This is a genomic window from Allobosea sp. P4_H5 (assembly GCF_056400825.1).
In genome coordinates this window covers 45,972-63,755 of the sequence record NZ_JBFUKM010000013.1, presented here as the reverse complement: position 1 = coordinate 63,755, position 17,784 = coordinate 45,972, and the positions used below count along the sequence as shown (strand labels likewise).

General features: G+C 67.6%; 18 protein-coding genes. 7 read left to right on the top strand and 11 right to left on the bottom strand.

From position 1 onward, the window contains the following. Positions 1-36 precede the first annotated feature (36 nt). Entirely contained in the window at positions 37-774 is a 738-nt protein-coding gene (locus tag AC1DS0_RS24240) for an SIMPL domain-containing protein (RefSeq protein ID WP_476816790.1), read from the top strand. Between the two features lie 3 nt (positions 775-777). Here the strand turns inward: AC1DS0_RS24240 and AC1DS0_RS24235 are convergent, their stop codons facing one another. Then, entirely contained in the window at positions 778-1,623 is an 846-nt protein-coding gene (locus AC1DS0_RS24235) for an aldo/keto reductase (protein ID WP_476816789.1), read from the bottom strand. A 109-nt stretch (positions 1,624-1,732) separates the two neighbouring features. Between AC1DS0_RS24235 and AC1DS0_RS24230 the strand changes: the two genes are divergently transcribed. Next, a complete protein-coding gene (locus tag AC1DS0_RS24230) occupies positions 1,733-2,563 on the top strand; it encodes an alpha/beta hydrolase family protein (RefSeq protein WP_476816788.1) in 831 nt (276 codons plus the stop codon). A gap of 70 nt (positions 2,564-2,633) precedes the next feature. On the opposite strand, the gene AC1DS0_RS24225 is transcribed toward AC1DS0_RS24230, so the two are convergent. The 7 genes from AC1DS0_RS24225 to AC1DS0_RS24195 all read right to left on the bottom strand — a co-directional run bounded on the left by AC1DS0_RS24225 (position 2,634) and on the right by AC1DS0_RS24195 (position 8,783). Further along, entirely contained in the window at positions 2,634-3,047 is a 414-nt protein-coding gene (locus AC1DS0_RS24225) for a hypothetical protein (RefSeq protein ID WP_476816787.1), read from the bottom strand. A 22-nt stretch (positions 3,048-3,069) separates the two neighbouring features. Beyond that, the gene (locus AC1DS0_RS24220; protein ID WP_476816786.1) at positions 3,070-4,392 is read right to left on the bottom strand and encodes a bifunctional folylpolyglutamate synthase/dihydrofolate synthase; all 1,323 of its coding nucleotides are present in this window, start codon (positions 4,390-4,392) and stop codon (positions 3,070-3,072) included. A gap of 34 nt (positions 4,393-4,426) precedes the next feature. Next, the gene (gene accD / locus AC1DS0_RS24215) at positions 4,427-5,326 is read right to left on the bottom strand and encodes an acetyl-CoA carboxylase, carboxyltransferase subunit beta (RefSeq protein WP_476816785.1); all 900 of its coding nucleotides are present in this window, start codon (positions 5,324-5,326) and stop codon (positions 4,427-4,429) included. A gap of 35 nt (positions 5,327-5,361) precedes the next feature. Beyond that, entirely contained in the window at positions 5,362-6,210 is an 849-nt protein-coding gene (gene trpA, locus AC1DS0_RS24210; RefSeq protein WP_476816784.1) for a tryptophan synthase subunit alpha, read from the bottom strand. A 58-nt stretch (positions 6,211-6,268) separates the two neighbouring features. Further along, a complete protein-coding gene (locus AC1DS0_RS24205; RefSeq protein ID WP_476816783.1) occupies positions 6,269-6,655 on the bottom strand; it encodes a DUF488 domain-containing protein in 387 nt (128 codons plus the stop codon). A 77-nt stretch (positions 6,656-6,732) separates the two neighbouring features. Further along, a complete protein-coding gene (locus tag AC1DS0_RS24200) occupies positions 6,733-7,668 on the bottom strand; it encodes an acetamidase/formamidase family protein (protein WP_476816782.1) in 936 nt (311 codons plus the stop codon). Positions 7,669-7,688: 20 nt separating this feature from the next. Continuing rightward, positions 7,689-8,783, bottom strand: coding sequence for a DMT family transporter (locus AC1DS0_RS24195; protein ID WP_476816781.1), 1,095 nt, complete (start codon positions 8,781-8,783; stop codon positions 7,689-7,691). Positions 8,784-9,041: 258 nt separating this feature from the next. Here AC1DS0_RS24195 and AC1DS0_RS24190 point away from each other — a divergent pair, with 258 nt between their 5' ends. Further along, on the top strand, positions 9,042-10,136 hold the full coding sequence (locus tag AC1DS0_RS24190; protein ID WP_476816780.1) for an AbrB family transcriptional regulator: 1,095 nt from the start codon (positions 9,042-9,044) through the stop codon (positions 10,134-10,136). A gap of 68 nt (positions 10,137-10,204) precedes the next feature. Here AC1DS0_RS24190 and AC1DS0_RS24185 read toward each other — a convergent pair whose 3' ends face one another. After that, entirely contained in the window at positions 10,205-11,005 is an 801-nt protein-coding gene (locus AC1DS0_RS24185; RefSeq protein WP_476816779.1) for a WecB/TagA/CpsF family glycosyltransferase, read from the bottom strand. A gap of 357 nt (positions 11,006-11,362) precedes the next feature. Between AC1DS0_RS24185 and AC1DS0_RS24180 the strand changes: the two genes are divergently transcribed. Then, entirely contained in the window at positions 11,363-12,817 is a 1,455-nt protein-coding gene (locus AC1DS0_RS24180; RefSeq protein ID WP_476816778.1) for an undecaprenyl-phosphate glucose phosphotransferase, read from the top strand. A 78-nt stretch (positions 12,818-12,895) separates the two neighbouring features. Here the strand turns inward: AC1DS0_RS24180 and AC1DS0_RS24175 are convergent, their stop codons facing one another. Continuing rightward, on the bottom strand, positions 12,896-13,864 hold the full coding sequence (locus AC1DS0_RS24175) for an NADPH:quinone reductase (protein ID WP_476816777.1): 969 nt from the start codon (positions 13,862-13,864) through the stop codon (positions 12,896-12,898). A gap of 177 nt (positions 13,865-14,041) precedes the next feature. On the opposite strand from AC1DS0_RS24175, the gene AC1DS0_RS24170 reads away from it, so the two are divergent. Both AC1DS0_RS24170 and AC1DS0_RS24165 read left to right on the top strand, forming a co-directional pair. Next, on the top strand, positions 14,042-14,788 hold the full coding sequence (locus tag AC1DS0_RS24170) for an SDR family NAD(P)-dependent oxidoreductase (protein ID WP_476816776.1): 747 nt from the start codon (positions 14,042-14,044) through the stop codon (positions 14,786-14,788). A gap of 69 nt (positions 14,789-14,857) precedes the next feature. Next, the gene (locus AC1DS0_RS24165; protein WP_476816775.1) at positions 14,858-16,117 is read left to right on the top strand and encodes an allantoate amidohydrolase; all 1,260 of its coding nucleotides are present in this window, start codon (positions 14,858-14,860) and stop codon (positions 16,115-16,117) included. Between the two features lie 3 nt (positions 16,118-16,120). On the opposite strand, the gene AC1DS0_RS24160 is transcribed toward AC1DS0_RS24165, so the two are convergent. After that, positions 16,121-17,029 carry a protein-methionine-sulfoxide reductase heme-binding subunit MsrQ gene (locus AC1DS0_RS24160; protein WP_476816774.1) on the bottom strand — a complete coding sequence of 303 codons (909 nt, stop codon included), beginning with the start codon at positions 17,027-17,029 and terminating at the stop codon, positions 16,121-16,123. A 128-nt stretch (positions 17,030-17,157) separates the two neighbouring features. Here AC1DS0_RS24160 and AC1DS0_RS24155 point away from each other — a divergent pair, with 128 nt between their 5' ends. Beyond that, positions 17,158-17,769 (top strand): HAD family hydrolase, encoded by a 612-nt coding sequence (locus tag AC1DS0_RS24155; protein WP_476816773.1) that lies wholly within the window; start codon positions 17,158-17,160, stop codon positions 17,767-17,769. Positions 17,770-17,784 lie beyond the last annotated feature (15 nt).

Here is a 17,784-nt window from a genome sequence, read left to right as displayed (position 1 = left end):
CCGCTTCTGCGGACTATTCCTCAGCGAAGGACGACCATGTCGAAGACCAAGAAGGCCCTGCTCATCGCCGCGCTCGCGGCGCTCGCCGCTCCCGTGCACGCCCAGACCGCGGGACCACTCGCGCCGGCGGAAGGCATCGTGATCCAGACCACCGGCGAAATCAGGGTGAAGCCCGATCTCGCCACCGTCCATGCCGGCGTGGTCAGCGAGGGCAAGACCGCGGCCGAAGCGCTGGCGAAGAACACGCCGGCGCTGGCCAGGCTGATCGAGGCGGTCAAGGCCGCCGGCGTCGTCCAGGGCGACCTCTCGACCTCGCAGATCGCGCTGACGCCGCGGATGACGCAGCCCTCGGCCTCGTCCTCGCCGCAGGCGCGGGCGCCGAAGATCGATGGCTACGAGGCCCGCACCGGCATCACCGTGATCGTGCGCGATCTCGCCAAGGCCGGCCCGCTGATCGATGCGCTCGTCGCCGCCGGCGCCAACGACATGTCCGGCATCAGCTTCGGCCTCGCCGACGAGGACAAGGCCAAGGACCAGGCCCGCGACAAGGCGGCCGAAGCGGCGCGCACCCGGGCCGAAATCTATGCCAAGCGCCTCGGCGTGAAAGTGGGCGAGCTCGTCTCGATCGTTGAGGCCGAGGCCGAGCCGCCGGTGCGGCCGATGGGCGATGTCAGGGCCTATCGCATGGCCGCCGGCGCCGCGCCGGTGCAGGTCGAGCCGGGCGAGGTCACCGTCAGCGCCGCGCTGCGCACAGTCTGGCGGATCGAGAAGTAACCGCTACAGCATCGGCAGCCCGCGCGGTTTCGGACCGCGCGGGAAGGCTGCGTCGAGCCGGGCGACGTCCTCGGCACTGAGTTCAAGCGTCAGCGCGCCGGCATTATCTTGGGCATGGCTCGCTTTCGCGGCCTTCGGGATTGCGAAGACGCTGGGACTGCGCGTCAGGAAGGCGAGTGCCACTTGGCGTGGGCTCGCGCCATGGGCTGAGGCGATCTGCGCCAGCACTTTGCCTTGCGCCGAGCGCTCTTCCGGGAAATCGTCCTGCCCGAAGGGGCTGTAGGCGGTCACCGCGACGCCATGGCGCTCGCACCACGGGATCACCGCATGCTCGATCGCCCGCTCGCGCAGGTGGTAGAGCACCTGGTTGCAGGCGATATGGCCGGGGCCGGCGATGCGCAGGGCCTCGTCGAGGTCGGCGACATCGAAATTGCTGACGCCCCAGGACAGGATCTTGCCCTCGGCCTTGAGCTCCTCGAACGCGGCGAAGGTCTCGGCGAGCGGATAGGAACCGCGCCAGTGCAGCAGGTAGCAGTCCAGCCGGTCGGTCCGCAGCCGGCGCAGCGACTGCTCGCAGGCCTTGCGCGTGCCGGCTTTCGAGGCGTTGTGCGGCAGCACCTTCGAGACCAGGAAGACCTCGTCGCGCCGGCCGGCAAGTGCCTCGCCGGTGATCTCCTCGGCGCCGCCATCGCCATACATCTCGGCCGTGTCGATATGGGAGAGCCCGAGATCGAGCCCTCGCCGCAGCGCCGCGATCGCCTCGCTGCGCGGGGCGCGCTCGATGTTCCAGGTGCCCTGGCCGATCCGCGAGACCGCCGGACCGCCCTTGCCGAAAGCTGGTGTCGTCATGGGCACGATCCTAGCGATGCTGTTCCGGCAAGGCCATGGCGGCGAGCGTCCTTGTCGTCACCAGCGGAAGCTGCGATCCAATGGAAAGGTCGCAGCTGGGGAGCTGATCATGCGCAGGGTCGTTGCAGCGCTGGCTTCGGCTGGCTTGGCCGTCTTGCTCACGGTTGCCGCGGCGGCTGACACGGTCGAGACCCTGCAGGCGCGTATCGACGACCGGCAGATCGCGGTTTACCTCCACAAACCGGCGGGAACTGGTCCCTTTCCCGTCCTGGTGCTGTCCCATGGCAGCCCGCGCGATGCGGCGGGGCGGGCAGAGTTCGGCAAGGGCACGCTCGCTGCGGTGGCGCGCCATTTCACTGCACGCGGCGTGATGGTCGCGGTGCCGATCCGGCGCGGCTATGGCGCGGAAGGCGGCGGCTGGGCCGAAGGCTATGGCGCCTGCGACCGGGCCGAGTTCCATCGCGCCGGTTTGAACAGCGCGCGCGACATTCGCGCGGCGCTCGATGCGGTGCTGTCCCGATCGGATGCCGACGGCCGCCGCGTCGTGCTGATGGGCGTGTCGGCCGGTGGCTGGGGCTCGCTCGCCGCCGCCTCGCAATCCGCCCCCGGCCTGCTCGGCGTCGTCAACTTCGCGGGCGGCCGCGGCTCGCTGAAGGCCGGCGAGGTCTGCTCCCCGGATGCGCTGGTCTCGGCCGCAGCGCGCTATGGCAGCGGCTCACGCGTGCCGCAGCTCTGGCTCTACAGCAGCAATGACCGCTTCTTCGGACCGGAGATCGCCGGTCGGCTCCATCGCGCCTTCCAGGAGGCGGGAGGCAGGGCGGAATTCGTCGCAGCGCCGCCCTTCGGCGAGGACGGGCATCGCTATATCCGCGCGATCGGCCAGTGGCAGGGCAAGGTCGACGGCTTCCTGGCGACGATCGGATTCACCGGCCGGCGCTGATCTAAGTCTTTATTCTATCGCATTTTCTTCACGCGAACCGGTGCTCACTTCGCTCGAAAATGCTCTGGTCTCAGCGGACATCGACCTCATAGCGGCCATGGCGGATCTCGCCGTCGGAATAGCGGACGCGCACCTCGAACGCGTCCCGGCCGCGATAGTCGGGGGCGGAGGTGTATTCGAAGGCGAGTGCCTTGCCGACCTTGCCGTCGCAATGCTGGTAGGCGCCGGGACCGTAGACGGCCGTGGCCTTGCGGGTCAGCATCCGCACGCTGCCATGCTGCGGCTTCTGCGTCAGCACCGCGGTCGGCCGCTTCACCTGCCGGCAGCTCTTGTCCATGGTCATGTAGGTCTGCTGCATGAAGGTCGGCTCGCCGGCGACCGCGCGGTCGACGCCATCGGCACTCCTGTCGCCCGACGTCACGCAGCCGCCGAGCGCGCCGCAGAGCAGGATGAGGCCGAGCGTCGTCAATTCGGAGATCGGCATGGCGCTTCTCGTCGCGGGTGGGTCAAACCGGCGGTGTGCCGTTGGCCGCCAGCACCTCACCGGCGAGGTAGAGCGAGCCGCAGATCAGGATGCGCGGCGGTGCCGGCCAGTTTCGTGACGCGATCTCCCGCAGCGCCTGCTCCACCGAGCCGGCGATTTCGGCCTTCAGGCCCGCCTCGCGTGCGAGCGTCGCGACCTCCTCGGCCGTGCGTGCTGCGAGCTGGTTCTGCATGGACACGGCGAACAGAACCTGCGCCAGCCCCTTGAAATGGCCGAGCGTGGCGCGCGCATCCTTGGTTGCGAGCAGGCCGGCGATCATCACGAGCGGAGCCGGGTTCTTCTCCTCCAGATCGGCCATCGCCTGAGCGAGCACGCGCCCGCCATCGGGATTGTGGCCGCCGTCGAGCCAGAGCTCGGCGCCCGCAGGTGCGAGCTCGGCGAGCTTGCCGCGCGCCAGCCTCTGCAGGCGGGCCGGCCATTCGGCCTCGGTCATGCCGCGTTCGAAGGCGGTTGCCGGCAGGCCGCCATAGCCAGCGGCGCGCAGGGCCGCGATCGCAGTGCCGGCATTGATGTGCTGATGGCGCCCGGCGAGGCGCGGCAAGGGCAGGTCGAGCAGGCCGTCGGCATCTTCATAGACCAGCCGGCCGCCATCCTCGTGGACGTTGAAGTCCTGCATGCCAACCAGGAGTTTCGAGGCGCCGACGCGCTCGGCCGCCGCTTCCAGCACCGCAGTCGGTTCCGGTTCCTGCGGTGCGATCACCGCCGGTGCGCCGCGCTTGAAGATGCCGGCCTTCTCGCCTGCGATCTTGGTGACGGTGTCGCCGAGATATTCGGAATGATCGAGCGAGACCGGCGTCACCACCGTGCAGGCCGGGTGGTCGATCACATTGGTGGTGTCGTAGCGCCCGCCGAGCCCGACTTCGAGCAGCACGACATCGGCCTTGTGCTCGGAAAAGAGCAGCAGCGCAGCCGAGGTGGTGATCTCGAAGAAGGTGATGGATTCGCCGGCATTGGCCTTCTCGCAACGCTCCAGCGCCTCGACCAAGACGGCCTCATCGACAAAGCGCCCGCCGCCGGGGCGGCCGAGCCGGATGCGCTCGTGGAAGCGCACCAGATGCGGCGAGGTATAGACATGGACGCAGAGGCCCGCCGCTTCGAGGATCGCTCGCATGAAGGCGATGGTCGAACCCTTGCCGTTGGTGCCGGCGACATGGATCACCGGCGGCAGCTTCTTCTGCGGGTCGTCCAGCCGCTCGAGCAGGCGCAGGATGCGCCCGAGCGAGAGATCGATCAGCTTGGGATGCAGCGCGAGGAAGCGCGCCAGCAAGAGGTCGGATGTGCTCATGCGGACACCGGCCTCCCGGCCGGGGTGAAAGCGATCAGGCGGCGCTGGCCGGCAGCGGCTCGGGTTCAGGGGCGTTGACGGCCGGCAGCGGCTGCTTGGTGAAGAAGCGGCCGAGCCGCGCCAGCGTTGCCGGAATGTCGTGGCGGTGGACGACCATATCGACCATGCCATGCTCTTTCAGATATTCGGCGCGCTGGAAACCGTCCGGCAGTTTTTCGCGGATCGTCTGCTCGATCACGCGCGGTCCGGCGAAGCCGATGAGGGCGCCGGGCTCGGCGATGTGGACATCGCCCAACATGGCGTAGGAGGCTGTGATGCCGCCGGTCGTCGGGTCGGTCAGCACCACGAAATAGGGCAGTTTGGCTGCCTTCAAGCGCCGCACGGCCACGGTCGTGCGCGGCATCTGCATCAGGGACAGGATACCCTCCTGCATGCGCATCCCGCCGCCGCAGGCGAACACGACCAGAGGCGTCTTCTTCTCCAGCGCCGTCTCGGCGGCCTTGATGAAGGCCTCGCCCGCCGACATGCCGAGCGAGCCGGCCATGAAGTGGAAGTCCTGGACGGCGACCGTCATGGGCAGGCCCTGGACGCGGCCATAACCGACCTTGATGGAGTCCGCTGCGCCGGTCTTGGTGCGGGCGTCCTTGATCCGATCGGTATAGCGCTTCTCGTCGCGGAACTTGAGCGGATCGGCCACGGTCTCGGGGAGGGCGACGTCGATCCACTTGCCCTCGTCGAAGGTCAGCCGCAGCCGGTCCTGCGCGGTGACGCGCATATGGTGGTCGGAGCCGGGGATGACGAAGCCGTTGGCCTCGACATCCTTGTGGAAGACCATCTGCCCGGAATCCGGACACTTGATCCAGAGATTCTCCGGGGTCTCGCGCTTGAACAGCGTCTTAATGCGCGGACGGACGACTTCGGAAATCCAGTTCATCGGATCATCCTTGAATGACGTGAGCCGCGAACGGCTCAGGCCGCCGTTTTGGTGACGGAGTGCACGCCGGCGGCGAGCTCAGCGACCAGCGAGGTGACAGCCGAAACCGTCTTTTCCGTGGCCTTGCCATCGGCGTCGAGCGAGAGCCGGACGCGGTCGACCAGGGCCGAGCCGACGACGACGCCGTCGGCGCCCTTCGCGATCGCGATCGCATCCTCCGGCGTCTTGACGCCGAAGCCGACCGCGACCGGAAGCTCGGTGTGCTGCTTGATCCGGGCGACTGCCGCGCCGACCGCGTCGTAATTGGCGATCGCGCCGCCGGTCACGCCGGTCATCGAGACATAGTAGACGAAGCCGGAGGTGTTCTGCAGCACGCGTGGCAGGCGCTTGTCGTCGGTGGTCGGCGTCGCCAGGCGAATGAAGCTGACGCCCGCGGCGAGCGCCGGCAGGCAGAGCTCCTCGTCTTCCTCCGGCGGCAGGTCGACGACGATCAGGCCGTCGATCCCGGCGATGCGGGCGTCCTTGAGGAAAGCGTCGACGCCATAGGCCCAGATCGGGTTGTAATAGCCCATCAGCACGACCGGCGTGTCGTGTCCGGCCTTGCGGAAGGCGGTGACCATGGCGAGCGTCTTGCGCAGGGTCTGCCCGGCCTTGAGCGCGCGCTGGCCGGCGAGCTGGACAGGGATGCCGTCGGCCATCGGGTCGGTGAAGGGCACGCCGAGCTCGATGATGTCGGCGCCGGCCGCCGGCAAGGCGTTCAGGATCGCGCTGCCGGTGTCGAAATCGGGGTCGCCGGCGGTGACATAGGTCACCAGGGCGGCGCGGCCCGCCGCGGCGCAGGCGGCAAAGCGGGCTTGGATGCGGGCTTGTCCAGTCTCGGTCATGCCGGAGCGGTTAGCATGGCCGCGCCCGGCTGGCGAGAGGGCGCAGGTTCCTGCGGGATCAGGCGAACCTCGCGCTGCGCTCGGTCAGCAGCGCGCGCAGTACGGAGCGATGGCAATGCGCCTCGTCCTCGCAATAGCAGCCCACCGAGAAGTCGCTGCCATGCGACAGGGTCGCCAGCAAGTCGAGCGCGTGGCGCGGTGCCGGCTCGGCCATCTCGGCCTTGAAGGCGCGGGTGAAGCCGGCCCAGTCCTTCTCGCTCTCGGCGGCCTTGGCCTGCGCCATCAATTCGGGCGTCGGCGACAGCACCGGGAACCAGACGTCGAACCAGTCCTCGCTGGCATAGCGCTCCTTCGGCACGCCACGCGGCACGCGCCGCACCGTGCCGATGCGCGTGCCCTCGGCGGGATCGCGCGGCGTGCCAAGGCGAACGATGCGGACACTCATGCGCCTATCCTTTCATCGCTGGCCGCCGGCGCGAAATCCGGCCCGCATGCGTAGCATCATTGCCCAAAGCAGGACCGCTACGCCACCAGGCTCTTCGGCAGCATGCAGTGGATGCCCTTGGAGCCGTTGACCGTCTGGGTCACCCTGAGATCGGCGGCGAGGCTGCAGAGCATATAGGCCTCGTCCCGCGTCAGCTTTGTCCGCGAGGTGATCAGGTCGATCATCTCGCGTAGCGCGTTCTGGGCGCAGATATCGAGATCGGGATCGATGCCCATAGTGATGTGGTGGCTCTTCGTCTCCGCGCGCGGCATCGCATAGGACAAATCATCGCGCAGATGGAATTCGAAGGTACCTTCCAGCGCCGTCTCGATCGCGGTGATGCAGACCTCGCCATCACCTTGCGCGCCATGGCCGTCGCCGCAGGAGAACAGTGCGCCCTCGACGAAGACGGGCAGATAGAGCGTCGCCCCGGCGCCGAGCTCCTTGTTGTCGATATTGCCGCCGAAGGCGCGCGGGATCAGCGAGGTCACTCGGCCCCAATGCGCCGGCGGCGCCGTGCCCATCACCCCGAAGAACGGCGAAAGCGGCAGCTCCATGCCCCAGGGCAGGTGTGCGACGTTCCGCTCGCGGTCGAGATGGATATAGCGGAAGGCGTGATAATCGAACTCGTCGGGCAGCGTGCCGCCGAGTGGGCGGAACATGGTGTAGCCGAAATCGGTGCGGGGCCTGACGCTCCTGATCTGCACCTCCAGCACCTGGCCGGGTTTGGCGCCCTTGACCGCGATCGGACCGGTGAGGATATGGCCGGGCACCATGCGCTCGGCCTTTTCGTGGATCTCGTGGATCTCCGGCGGGATCGTCGCATTGCCCTCGGGCAGATGGGCGGGACCGCCGGTGACGGTGCGGATGGTGACGCTGTCGCCGCTTTCGATTTCCAGCACCGGCTTCAGCCCGGCGTCGAAATAGCCCCAATGGCAGGTGGCGAGGGAAGCGTCGAGCTGGTGATGCGCCATGGTCTGGTCTCGTTCGTCGGTCAGGGCGGAGATGAGAGGTCGGAGCCGGGGCGGCCGCGGGCGTTGCGGCGCATGGTGTAGAGCGTCGCGCCGATGACGATGGCGGCGCCGGCGAGCGTCGTCAGCGAGGGTACCTCCGCGAAGAAGACGAAGCCGGTGAAGCCGGCCAGGATCAGGCGACTGAAATCGAGCGGCGCCAGGGCGGCGGCCTCGCCGACCTGATAGGCCTTGGTGATCAGCCATTGCCCGGCGGTGCCGAACAGGCTGAGCAGCACCAGCCAGAACCATTGCTCGGCAGTCGGCCAGACCCAAAGCGCCCAGGCCGGCCAGGCGAGCACGACCATCAGGACGAGGCCTTGATAGATCAGGATCGTCTCGGTGCGCTCGCTGGTGCCGAGGATGCGCACGCTGATGGTGATGCCGGCCCCGAACAGTGCTCCGCCGACCGACATCAGCGCCCAGACATTCAGCCCCTCGCCCGAAGGGTTGAGCATGATCAGCACGCCGACGAAGCCGAGGCCGGTCGCGATCCAGCGCGCCGCGTCGACGCGCTCCTTCAGGATCAGCACGGCGGCGATGGTGACGAACAGCACCTGGCTGAAGCTGATCGCGGTCGCCTGGGCCAGCGGGATGTGGATGAGGGCGCTGAAGCCGCACAGCATCGAGGCCAGCGTGATCAGGCCGCGGAAGATCTGCAGGCTTGGCCGATCGGTCTTGAAAGCCAGAGGCAGGCTGCGGCCAGCGATGACGAAGACCACCGCGCTCATGATGATCTGGCGGATCATCAACGTCTCGATCAGCGGAATCGCGGTGCCCAGATATTTGAAGGCGCCGACCATCACCGCGTAAACCAGGAGCGCCGTGATCATGTAGACGGTGCCGCGCAGATTGGGGCTCGCCCCGCGCCACCAGAGGCGCGCGCGATTGCGGCGCGCGGCGAGCCAGGTCTCGCGGGAGGGGGCGGACAGAACCGGCGGCAACGGCCGCTCGGGCTGACGCGTTTCCGGAGGTTCCGGCGGAGTGCCGTCCTCGTCCGTGGCAGCGGGCCGCGCTTCGGCCAGGCCGATGGCCTCGCTGCCGCGACCGGTCGTGTCCGAAAGGCGATCTTCGCTCATCGCTGCCCCGAGCCGGGCGGACGACGCCGACGGCCTGTCAGATATCCTGCAGGATTCGACTGTTGCCGATTTTCCGCCCGTTCGTCAGTAACTTGCGGGCATGGCAGGGTTGCCTGTCACGGCTGCCGCCGCGTCCATTCGCTCCGCCACGAGGGCAGAGGCGGCATGCCGACAAAGCCCTGTCATCGCCATGCGGATGGCGTATAGCAGCGCCGTGGCGCGGCCATGGGTATGCGTCTCAGGGAGGTGAGCGGGGCGATGCGGGATCTGCTGAGGGACGCGGTCGATGGCATCCGCGAATTGTCGTCGCGACGATTTCCCTGGCGCCGGTTCCTGTTCGCCCTCGCGCTCGGCACGATCGGCGGCTGGCTCTTTGCCTATTACCGCCTGCCATTGCCCTGGATGCTGGGCTCGATGGTGTTCTGCACCATAGCCGCAATCGCCCGCGCGCCGGTCGCTGCGCCGCCGGTGATCCGCCCGCCCATGTCGGCGGTGATCGGGGTGATGCTGGGCTCCGGCTTCAAGCCGGAGATCGTCGCGCAGATGCCGAACTGGCTGCCGACCATTGGCGGTCTCGTGCTGTTCATGGCTGCCTGCGGCCTGTGCTGCGTCACTTACTTTCGCCGCGTCGCCGGCTACGACCCCGTGACCGCGTTCTTCTCCGGCATGCCGGGCGGCCTGGTCGAGATGGTGATTACCGGCGAGGAGAAGGGCGGCGATGCCCGCACCATCGCGCTGATCCACTCGGCTCGCATCCTCTTGGTGGTGATGACGCTGCCTTTCATCGTGCAATGGCTCGAAGGCGTCTCGCTCGGGATCAACCGCAACCAGGGGCCGTCGATGTTCCAGACGCCGGCCCTGGGCTGGTTCTGGCTGGTCGCCAGCGCGATCGCCGGGGTGATGCTCGCCCATGCGCTGCGCCTGCCGGCGAAGCAATTGCTCGGGCCGATGCTGGTCTCGGCCATCGTGCATCTCGTGGGGTTCAGCGATTCCGTGCCGCCCTACGAGATCGTCAACGTCGCCCAGCTCATTCTCGGCGTCACCATCGGCTGTCGCTTCGTCGGCACGCCGCCGCAGGCGATCCTGCGCATCCTGCTGATCTCGGTCGGCTCGACCGTGATCCTGGTGGTGCTGACGCTGATCTTCGCCTTCCTGGTGGCCCACATCTCGAGCTACAAGCCGGTGCCGCTGATCCTGGCCTATTCGCCGGGGGGGCTCGCCGAGATGAGCCTGATCGCGCTGGCGCTGCACACCGAGGTCGCCTTCGTCGCGGCCCATCACATCATCCGGGTCTTCCTGGTGATGATCGGTGCCGGCCCGTTCTTCGGCTTCATCGTCGGGAAGAAGGCCTAGCGTCGGACCGAAAAGTGGAATCCGCTTTTCGGGGCAATCCGACGCGTCACTGAAAGGTCTGATCGCCCTCAGCCGCCGCGCCGCGCTAGCTTCTGGCGCAGCACGCGCAGGAGGAAGGCCGGGTTGCCGACGACATAGCGCCGCCAGAGCCGGCGCGGTTCGAGCCAGAGGCGGTAGGTCCATTCGATCCGCAGGGCCCGGAACGCTTCCGGCGCCCGCGCCACCTCGCCGGCGAGGAAGTCGAACAGCGCGCCGATGCCGGCCGCGACGGCGCAATGGCGGGCATCGATATGGTCGGCGATCCACTGCTCCTGCCGCGGATTGCCGAAGGCGACCAGCAGGAGATCGGGCCGCTCATGCGCGAGCCGCGCCAGCAGGGCCGCTTCCTCGTCCGGTCCGAAATAGCCGTGGCTCAGCACCGAGAAGCGATGCTGCGGATGGTCGGCCCGCAGCCTCGCCGCGGCACGGTCCGCAACGCCCGGCCGGCCGCCCAGCAGCATCACGCGCAACGGCTGCTTGCGGGCGGAGAGGATGGCGGGCGTGAAGTCGGTGCCATTGAGATTGGCGGGGAAGGGCGCGCCGTAGAGCAGGCGCGAGGCGATGTCGACGCCGATCCCGTCGGGCAGGATCAGGAAGTCGGCGAGACGCTCGCGCAAGGCGGCATCGTGGGCGGCGATGTTGACGAGGTTGGCGTTGCAATAGGCCAGGTGGAGATGGCTGCCGCCGTCGAAGGCGTGTTCGATCAGCGCGAGCGCCTCCTCGCGCGTCAGCGCCGCGACCGGGACGCCGGCGATGTCGCGGCGCGGCGGTTCGGGCGGGACGCCGAGGGCAGCCGGTCGCTGCGAGGGTTTGAAGAGAACGACGTTCATCTCGATCGCTGCTGGCGCACGCATCGCCATGCTGACGGCGTAGGCCTTTGTCTTCGTTGCGTTTCTGGCCAGGGTCAAGCGAAACCCCGCCATAGGATGAATGCGGCCTTTCCCTGATCTTGTAGCCGATCTTGCCGCCTCGCGGCGCCTTGTCCCGGCGGTTGTCCCGTTATGGCACGCCTTGTCGTCATGCCTCGCTCGACATTGGCCGGACCAGCTAGATTCCAGCGCGTTTTCGCCGGAATTGCCGCGATGCCGCTGCGGCATCGCCCTTGCCACCTCGACCGCCAAGGCGGCCGCCGGCGCATCCCCTGTGCCGAAACCGGACCGCTTGCGACCGAGTGTGAGCGCGGCATGATGAGCGTAAACGACCTGGACTATGAAGTCGCAACAGCAGCCGACCAGCGCGCCAATGCGCTGCGGCATTGGATCGGGTTGATCACGGCGATGGTCGACGCGGCGACTGTGGCGACCGTGGTCGCCGGCACCTCGATCGTCTATCACTTCGTCGCCTATCGCCATCTCGGCAACGACAAGGTCACGGTCGAGCTCGCCTCGATGATCGCCGCGATCTTCGTCTTCACCAATATGATGCGCGGCCGCTACCGGCTGGAGAATTACCTCTCGACCAAGGGTCAGATCGCCTCCGCCTTCGCGGTCTGGAACCTGACGATGATTGCCTTCGTCGCCATCGTCTTCATGGCCAAGATCAACGACCAGTATTCGCGCGCGGTCGTGCTCGCCACCTATGTCGCCGGCGCCCCGCTGATCGCGCTCGCCCGCTCGGCGATCGTGCGCACCATCTCGATGGCCTCGAAGACCGGCCGCATCACCTCCGAGCGGGTCTTCCTGATCGGCCGCGAGAGCGAGGTGATGTCCTTCGTCTCGCGTCATCAGCCGTGGAACATCGGCTTCTCGATCGTCGACGTCGCCTTCCTGCGCAGCAACGATCCGCGCCGCATCAATGATCCGCAGGCGGCGCTCGCCGCCGACCTCGTCACCGCTTCGGCCCGCGCCCGCGACCTCAAGCCGGACGCCGTCTTCATTGCCCTGCCCTGGTCGGACCAGGAGACCATCGACGCCTGCATCGACGCCTTCATGAACCTGCCGGTCGCGATCCACCTGACGCCGGAACGCGTCATGGACCGTTTCGACAACCCTCATATCGTGCGGATCGGCTCGCTGGCTTCGCTGCGGCTGACGCGCCCGGCCCTGTCCTTCGCCCAGATCATGTTCAAGCGCGTCTTCGACGTCTTCGCCGCGAGCGCCATCCTGCTGGCCAGCCTGCCGGTGCTGCTGCTCGTCGCGATCGCGATCAAGCTCGACTCGCAGGGGCCGGTGCTGTTCCTGCAGCGCCGCTACGGCTTCAATCAGGAGCCGTTCCGCATCTTCAAATTCCGCACGATGACGACGACGGACGATGGCGAGGTGGTCAAGCAGGCGACGCGCAACGATCCGCGCATCACAAGGATCGGCGGTTTCCTGCGGCGCTACAATCTCGACGAGCTGCCGCAGCTCCTGAACGTGATCGCCGGGCAGATGTCGCTGGTCGGCCCGCGCCCGCATGCGCTCGCCCATGACCGCGAGTTCCAGCGCAAGATCGCGCTCTATGCCAGGCGCCACAACGTCAAGCCCGGGATCACCGGCTGGGCCCAGGTCAACGGCCTGCGCGGCGAGACCGACACCGACGACAAGATGGCCCGGCGTATCGCCTATGATCACTGGTACATCGACAACTGGTCGTTCTGGCTCGACATCGGCATCCTCCTGCGCACCGCGTTCAGCCCGCGCGCCTTCCGCAACGCCCGCTGAGGGATTCCGACGCCGTAAGTCCGATACGATAAGCAAATAGGTAGATCACGGTTGCCGCGTCCATTCGGGCGCGGCGATCTAGGGAATGGTCACGACGACGTTGCCGATCGTCCCCTGTTCCACCGCTTCATGCGCTGCGGCAGTTTCGGCAAGCGGAAAGCTCGGCCCGATGCGGCTGACCAACCACCCTTGCTCGAGCGCGCGGGTGACGCCGGCGATGGCGCGATCACGCTGCTCCGCGTCGAGCTGGTAGATCAGGAAGAAGCGCAGCGTGACGGAGTTGACCAGGCAGGCGAAGGCCGGGATCGTCGCCTCCGCATCGGTGCCGTAGACAATCACGCGGCCGTTCGGCCGCAAGGTTGCGGATATCAGGCCGGCATTGGCCGCCAGGTTCATCTCGATGATCGCATCGACGCCGCGCCCGCCGGTGATCTCGGTGACGCGCGCACCCACATCCTCGCGCCTGTAGTCGATGCAATGATCGGCGCCGGCTTCGCGTGCGGCCGCGGCCTTGTCCGGCGAGGATATCGTCGTGATGACGCTCGCGCCCCGCGCTTTGGCAAATTGGATGGCGTATTGGCTCACGCAGCCCGCGCCGCCCGATACGAGCAAGGTCGCGCCGTTCTCGGCTCCGGCCAGCTCGACGACATGGAAGCCGGTCAGCGCGGGTATCCCGAGCGTAGCCCCTTCCGGAAAGCCGACATCGTCAGGCAGGCGCACCGCCTGCCGGGCAGGCAGCGCGATCTGCTCGGCGGCCGTTCCGAACGGGCGCTGCCATTGCCCGTTCCAGATCCAGACGCGCTCGCCGATACGCGATTGCGGGACGCCCGCACCGACCGCCTCGATCTCGCCGGCGCCGTCGCTATGCGGGATCACCCTGGGAAAGGCCGATTTGCGGTGGCCGCGGCTCTTCACGTCCGAGGGATTGACGCCCGAGGTCCGCAGGCGCACTCGCACCTCACCGGCGCCAGGATCAGGTGTCGGCATCTCGCCGATCCGCAGCACGTCCCGAGCAGGCCCATTGGCTTCGTAGAACACGGCGCGCATGACGGCCGCCTCCACATTCAGGAGCACGCTCGGCAGAATAACGGGATGGAGCCGCTCTGACGAGCCTTGATACGATCGAGACGCCGGGCGAATGCAACCCTCTCATGTGAAATGGGATGTTCGTCAGCGCGCCCTTTCGGTTAGGCTTCTCCCGACGTCACAAGGGGCATTCTTTCCATGAACCAAATCGATTTAAAGGGCCGGGTCGCCATCATTACGGGCGGCGCGCAGGGGATCGGCCGTGCCGTTGCGGAGCGTCTCGCCGCCAGCGGCGCCAAGGTCGCGATCTGGGATCTCGACGGCAAGCTCGCCAGTGAGGCGGCCGCGGCGATCGGCCCGGCTGCGAGCGGCCTCTCCATCGACGTCACCGACGCCAAAGCGGTGAATGCCGCCGCTGCCGAGCTCGAACAGCGCCATGGCAGCGTCGACATCCTCGTCACCAGCGCCGGCATCGCCGGGCCGAACCTGAAGACCTGGGAATACCCGCTCGACGAATGGGCCAGGATCATGCGCCTCAATGTCGACGGCACCCTGCATTGCTGCCAGGCGGTGATCCCCGGCATGATCAAGCGCAATTACGGCCGGCTCGTGCTGGTCGCCTCGATCGCCGGCAAGGAGGGTAACCCCAACGCCTCGGCCTATTCGGCCTCGAAGGCGGCGGTGATCGCCCTGACCAAATCGCTCGGCAAGGAGCTGGCGCAGCAGGACATCGCGGTGAACTGCATCACCCCGGCCGCCGCCCGCACCCGCATCTTCGACCAGATGAGCGAGGAGCATATCGGCTACATGCTGGCCAAGATCCCGCGCGGGCGCTTCCTGCAGCCCGACGAAGTCGCCTCCATGGTCGCCTTCCTGGCCTCGGCCGAGAACAGCTTCACGACGGGGGCGGTCTTCGACCTCTCGGGCGGACGCGCGACCTACTGACAGCCAAATCGATCCCACCGCGCTAAAGCGGGCTGGCCACGTCCACGGCCGGCCCGCTAGATTGAAGCCATGACCACGACCCTGCCTTCTCCCGCCGTTCTCGGCGCCCGTGCCTTCGCCACGCTCGCCGGCCTCAACCGCTTCACCGACGAGCCGGGCAAGCTGACCCGGCTTTACCTCTCGCCCTCGCACCGGCAGGGCGCGGAATACGTCAAGGGCGCGATGGAGGTCGCGGGCCTCGCTGCCTTCATCGACGCGGCCGGCTCGGTGCAGGGGCGGCGCGAAGGCGCGAGCCTCGGCCTGCCGGCGGTTCTGATCGGCTCGCATATCGACACGGTCCGCGATGGCGGCCGCTTCGACGGCAATCTCGGCGTCGTCGCCGGTATCCTGGCGGCGCAGGCAATCCGCGACGCCGGCATCATCCTGCCCTTCGCGCTCGAAGTGATCGCTTTCGGCGACGAGGAGACGGTGCGCTTCCCGACCTCGCTCTCGACCTCCTCGGCGCTGATCGGCCATTACGATCCGGCCTGGCTCGATTCACGCGATGCCGACGGCGTCGTGCTGCGTGACGCCCTCGTCGCCTTCGGCGGCGATCCCGCGGGGATCGCGGCGCTCGCCCGCAAGCCGGGCTCGGTCAAGGCCTATCTCGAGGTCCATATCGAGCAGGGCCCGGTGCTCGAGGTCGAGAACGAGGCGGTCGGCATCGTCACCGCGATCAATGCCCAGAGCCGCGCTGCCGTGCGCGTCAGCGGTGAGGCCGGCCATGCCGGCACCGTGCCGATGAAGCTCCGCAAGGATGCGCTCACCGCTGCCGCGGAGATGGCGCTGGCGCTGGAGGAGATCGCAGGCAGCCATGACCAGGCGGTCGGCACGGTCGGCGTGTTCCGACCCGATCCCGGCGCGACCAATGTCGTGCCTGGCGCTGTCGACTTCACCATCGACTATCGTGCGCCCATCGGTGCGACCGTCTCCGCCATGGAACGGCAGATCCAGGAGCGCTTTGGCGAGATCGCGGCCCGGCGTGGCGTTAGCCTGACCATCACGCCCTATTCGCGCGAGGATGCGACGCCGATGGCGGCCGGGCTGCAGGAGGCGCTCGCTACCGGCATTGCCCGCACCGGCTCGAATCTCTCGGCCCGCCGCCTGCCCTCCGGCGCCGGCCACGACGCCATGGCGATGGCGCGGCTCTGCCCCTCGGCCATGCTGTTCGTGCGCTGCGAGAAGGGCATCAGCCATTCGCCGCTGGAGAACATGACTGAGCTCGATGCCGGCATCGCTATCCGCGTGCTGATCGAGACGATCCTGGAACTGGCGCGGCGCGAGGGCTGAACCTCAGCCGCCGGCGGCCTCTGAAGCCATCGCGGGCCGGCGTTGGCGCCGCTCCGGCTTCGGTGCAGGCTTGCGGAAGAGGTGCAGAATCGCCAGCGCGAGCCCGGTGAGCGCGATCCAGTGGCCGGGCCGCAGCGCGGTCCAGTCCTGATAGACGACGAGGTCGGCATTGGCCTGGAAGATCAGCCAGGCCGAGGCGCCGGTGGCGAAGGCGTACCAGGCCGTTTCAGCCAAAGCGGTCGCGAGGCCGGCGCCGAGCGCCGTCAGCGCCAGCGAGCCGAAGCTCAGGGGAATCCCGAGGCGACCAAGCCCGCGATAAGCCATCAGCAGCGCGAACAGGCCGGTCAGCAGCACCGGCTGGGTGACGTCGATCTTCGACTGCAGCGCGAAATGGAACAGGCCGAGGCAGGCGATCAGGTAGACGATGTTGTGCAGGCGCTGCCAACGGCCCGAGCCGAGCCGGCGGATCATGCTGTCGGTCGAGGTGATGCCGAGCACGACCAGGCCGATCAGGGCGGTGATGCCGACGACGAGATAGAAGCGCTTGACGATCTCGGAGAGGATCAGCCCCCAGTCGAAGGCGAGGTCGATGCAATAGAGCGCGAGATGGCCGAGCGCATACGCCATAGCCGACAAGCCGAGCATGCGGCGGATGCCGATCAGCTTGTTCCAGTCGAGGATGCGGCGCAGCGGAGTCACCGCGAGGGTGATGACGAGGATGCGCAGGGCCCAGGTGCCGGTATCGTGCACGGCCTGCGTCCACGGCTTCGAGCCGAGCTGGTGCGCCCAGGCTTGCCAGGCGAGGATCAGCGCCGGGACGAGCACGAGCGCGAAGCAGCCGGCGCGCAGGGCAGAGAAGCGCCCCTGCCGATCATTCCATGGCCAATAGCTGCCTGTTCCCACTGAAGCCATGAACTGTGCCTTGTTGCCGAGCCTCAACGCGAATACGCCAGAATCGGCGTGAAGGTTACGCCAGCCCGCACACAAGGGCGTGAGTCGCGTCGACCCCGTCGCCGCAAACGGAGTGGAGAAGCCTATCCATGCCTGCCAATCGCAAGGTCGTGTTCGACGTCGGCAATGTCCTGCTGCGCTGGGATCCGTTCCATCTCTACCGCAACCTGATCCCGGATGACGCCAAGCGCGACTGGTTCCTCAGGAATGTCTGCACCGCCGCCTGGAATATCGAGCAGGATCGCGGTCGGCCCTGGCCCGAAGCTGTCGCGCTGCTGGTCGCCGAGCATCCGGAATGGGAGGCCGAGATCAAGGCCTATGACGAGCGCTGGCACGAGACGGTGCCCTCGACGATCGAAACCAGCGTCGCGACGCTTGCCGCGCTCAAGGCGAAGGGCGAACAGGTCTACGCCATCACCAATTTCTCGCGCGAGAAATGGGCGGAGTGCCTGATCCGCTTCCCGTTCCTGCAGAGCTTCGACGGCGTCATCGTCTCGGCGCATGAGCGGCTGCTCAAGCCCGATCCGGCGATCTACAACGTCCTGCTGGAGCGCTACGGGCTCGATGCCGGCGAGTGCATCTTCGTCGACGATAGCGCCAAGAATGTCGAGGCGGCCCGCTCGGTCGGGATGCAGGCGGTGCATTTCGTCGAGCCGATCGACCTCAGGGCTGAGCTGCGCGGTCTCGGCGCCAATCTCTGATCGACGTGCTTCCAT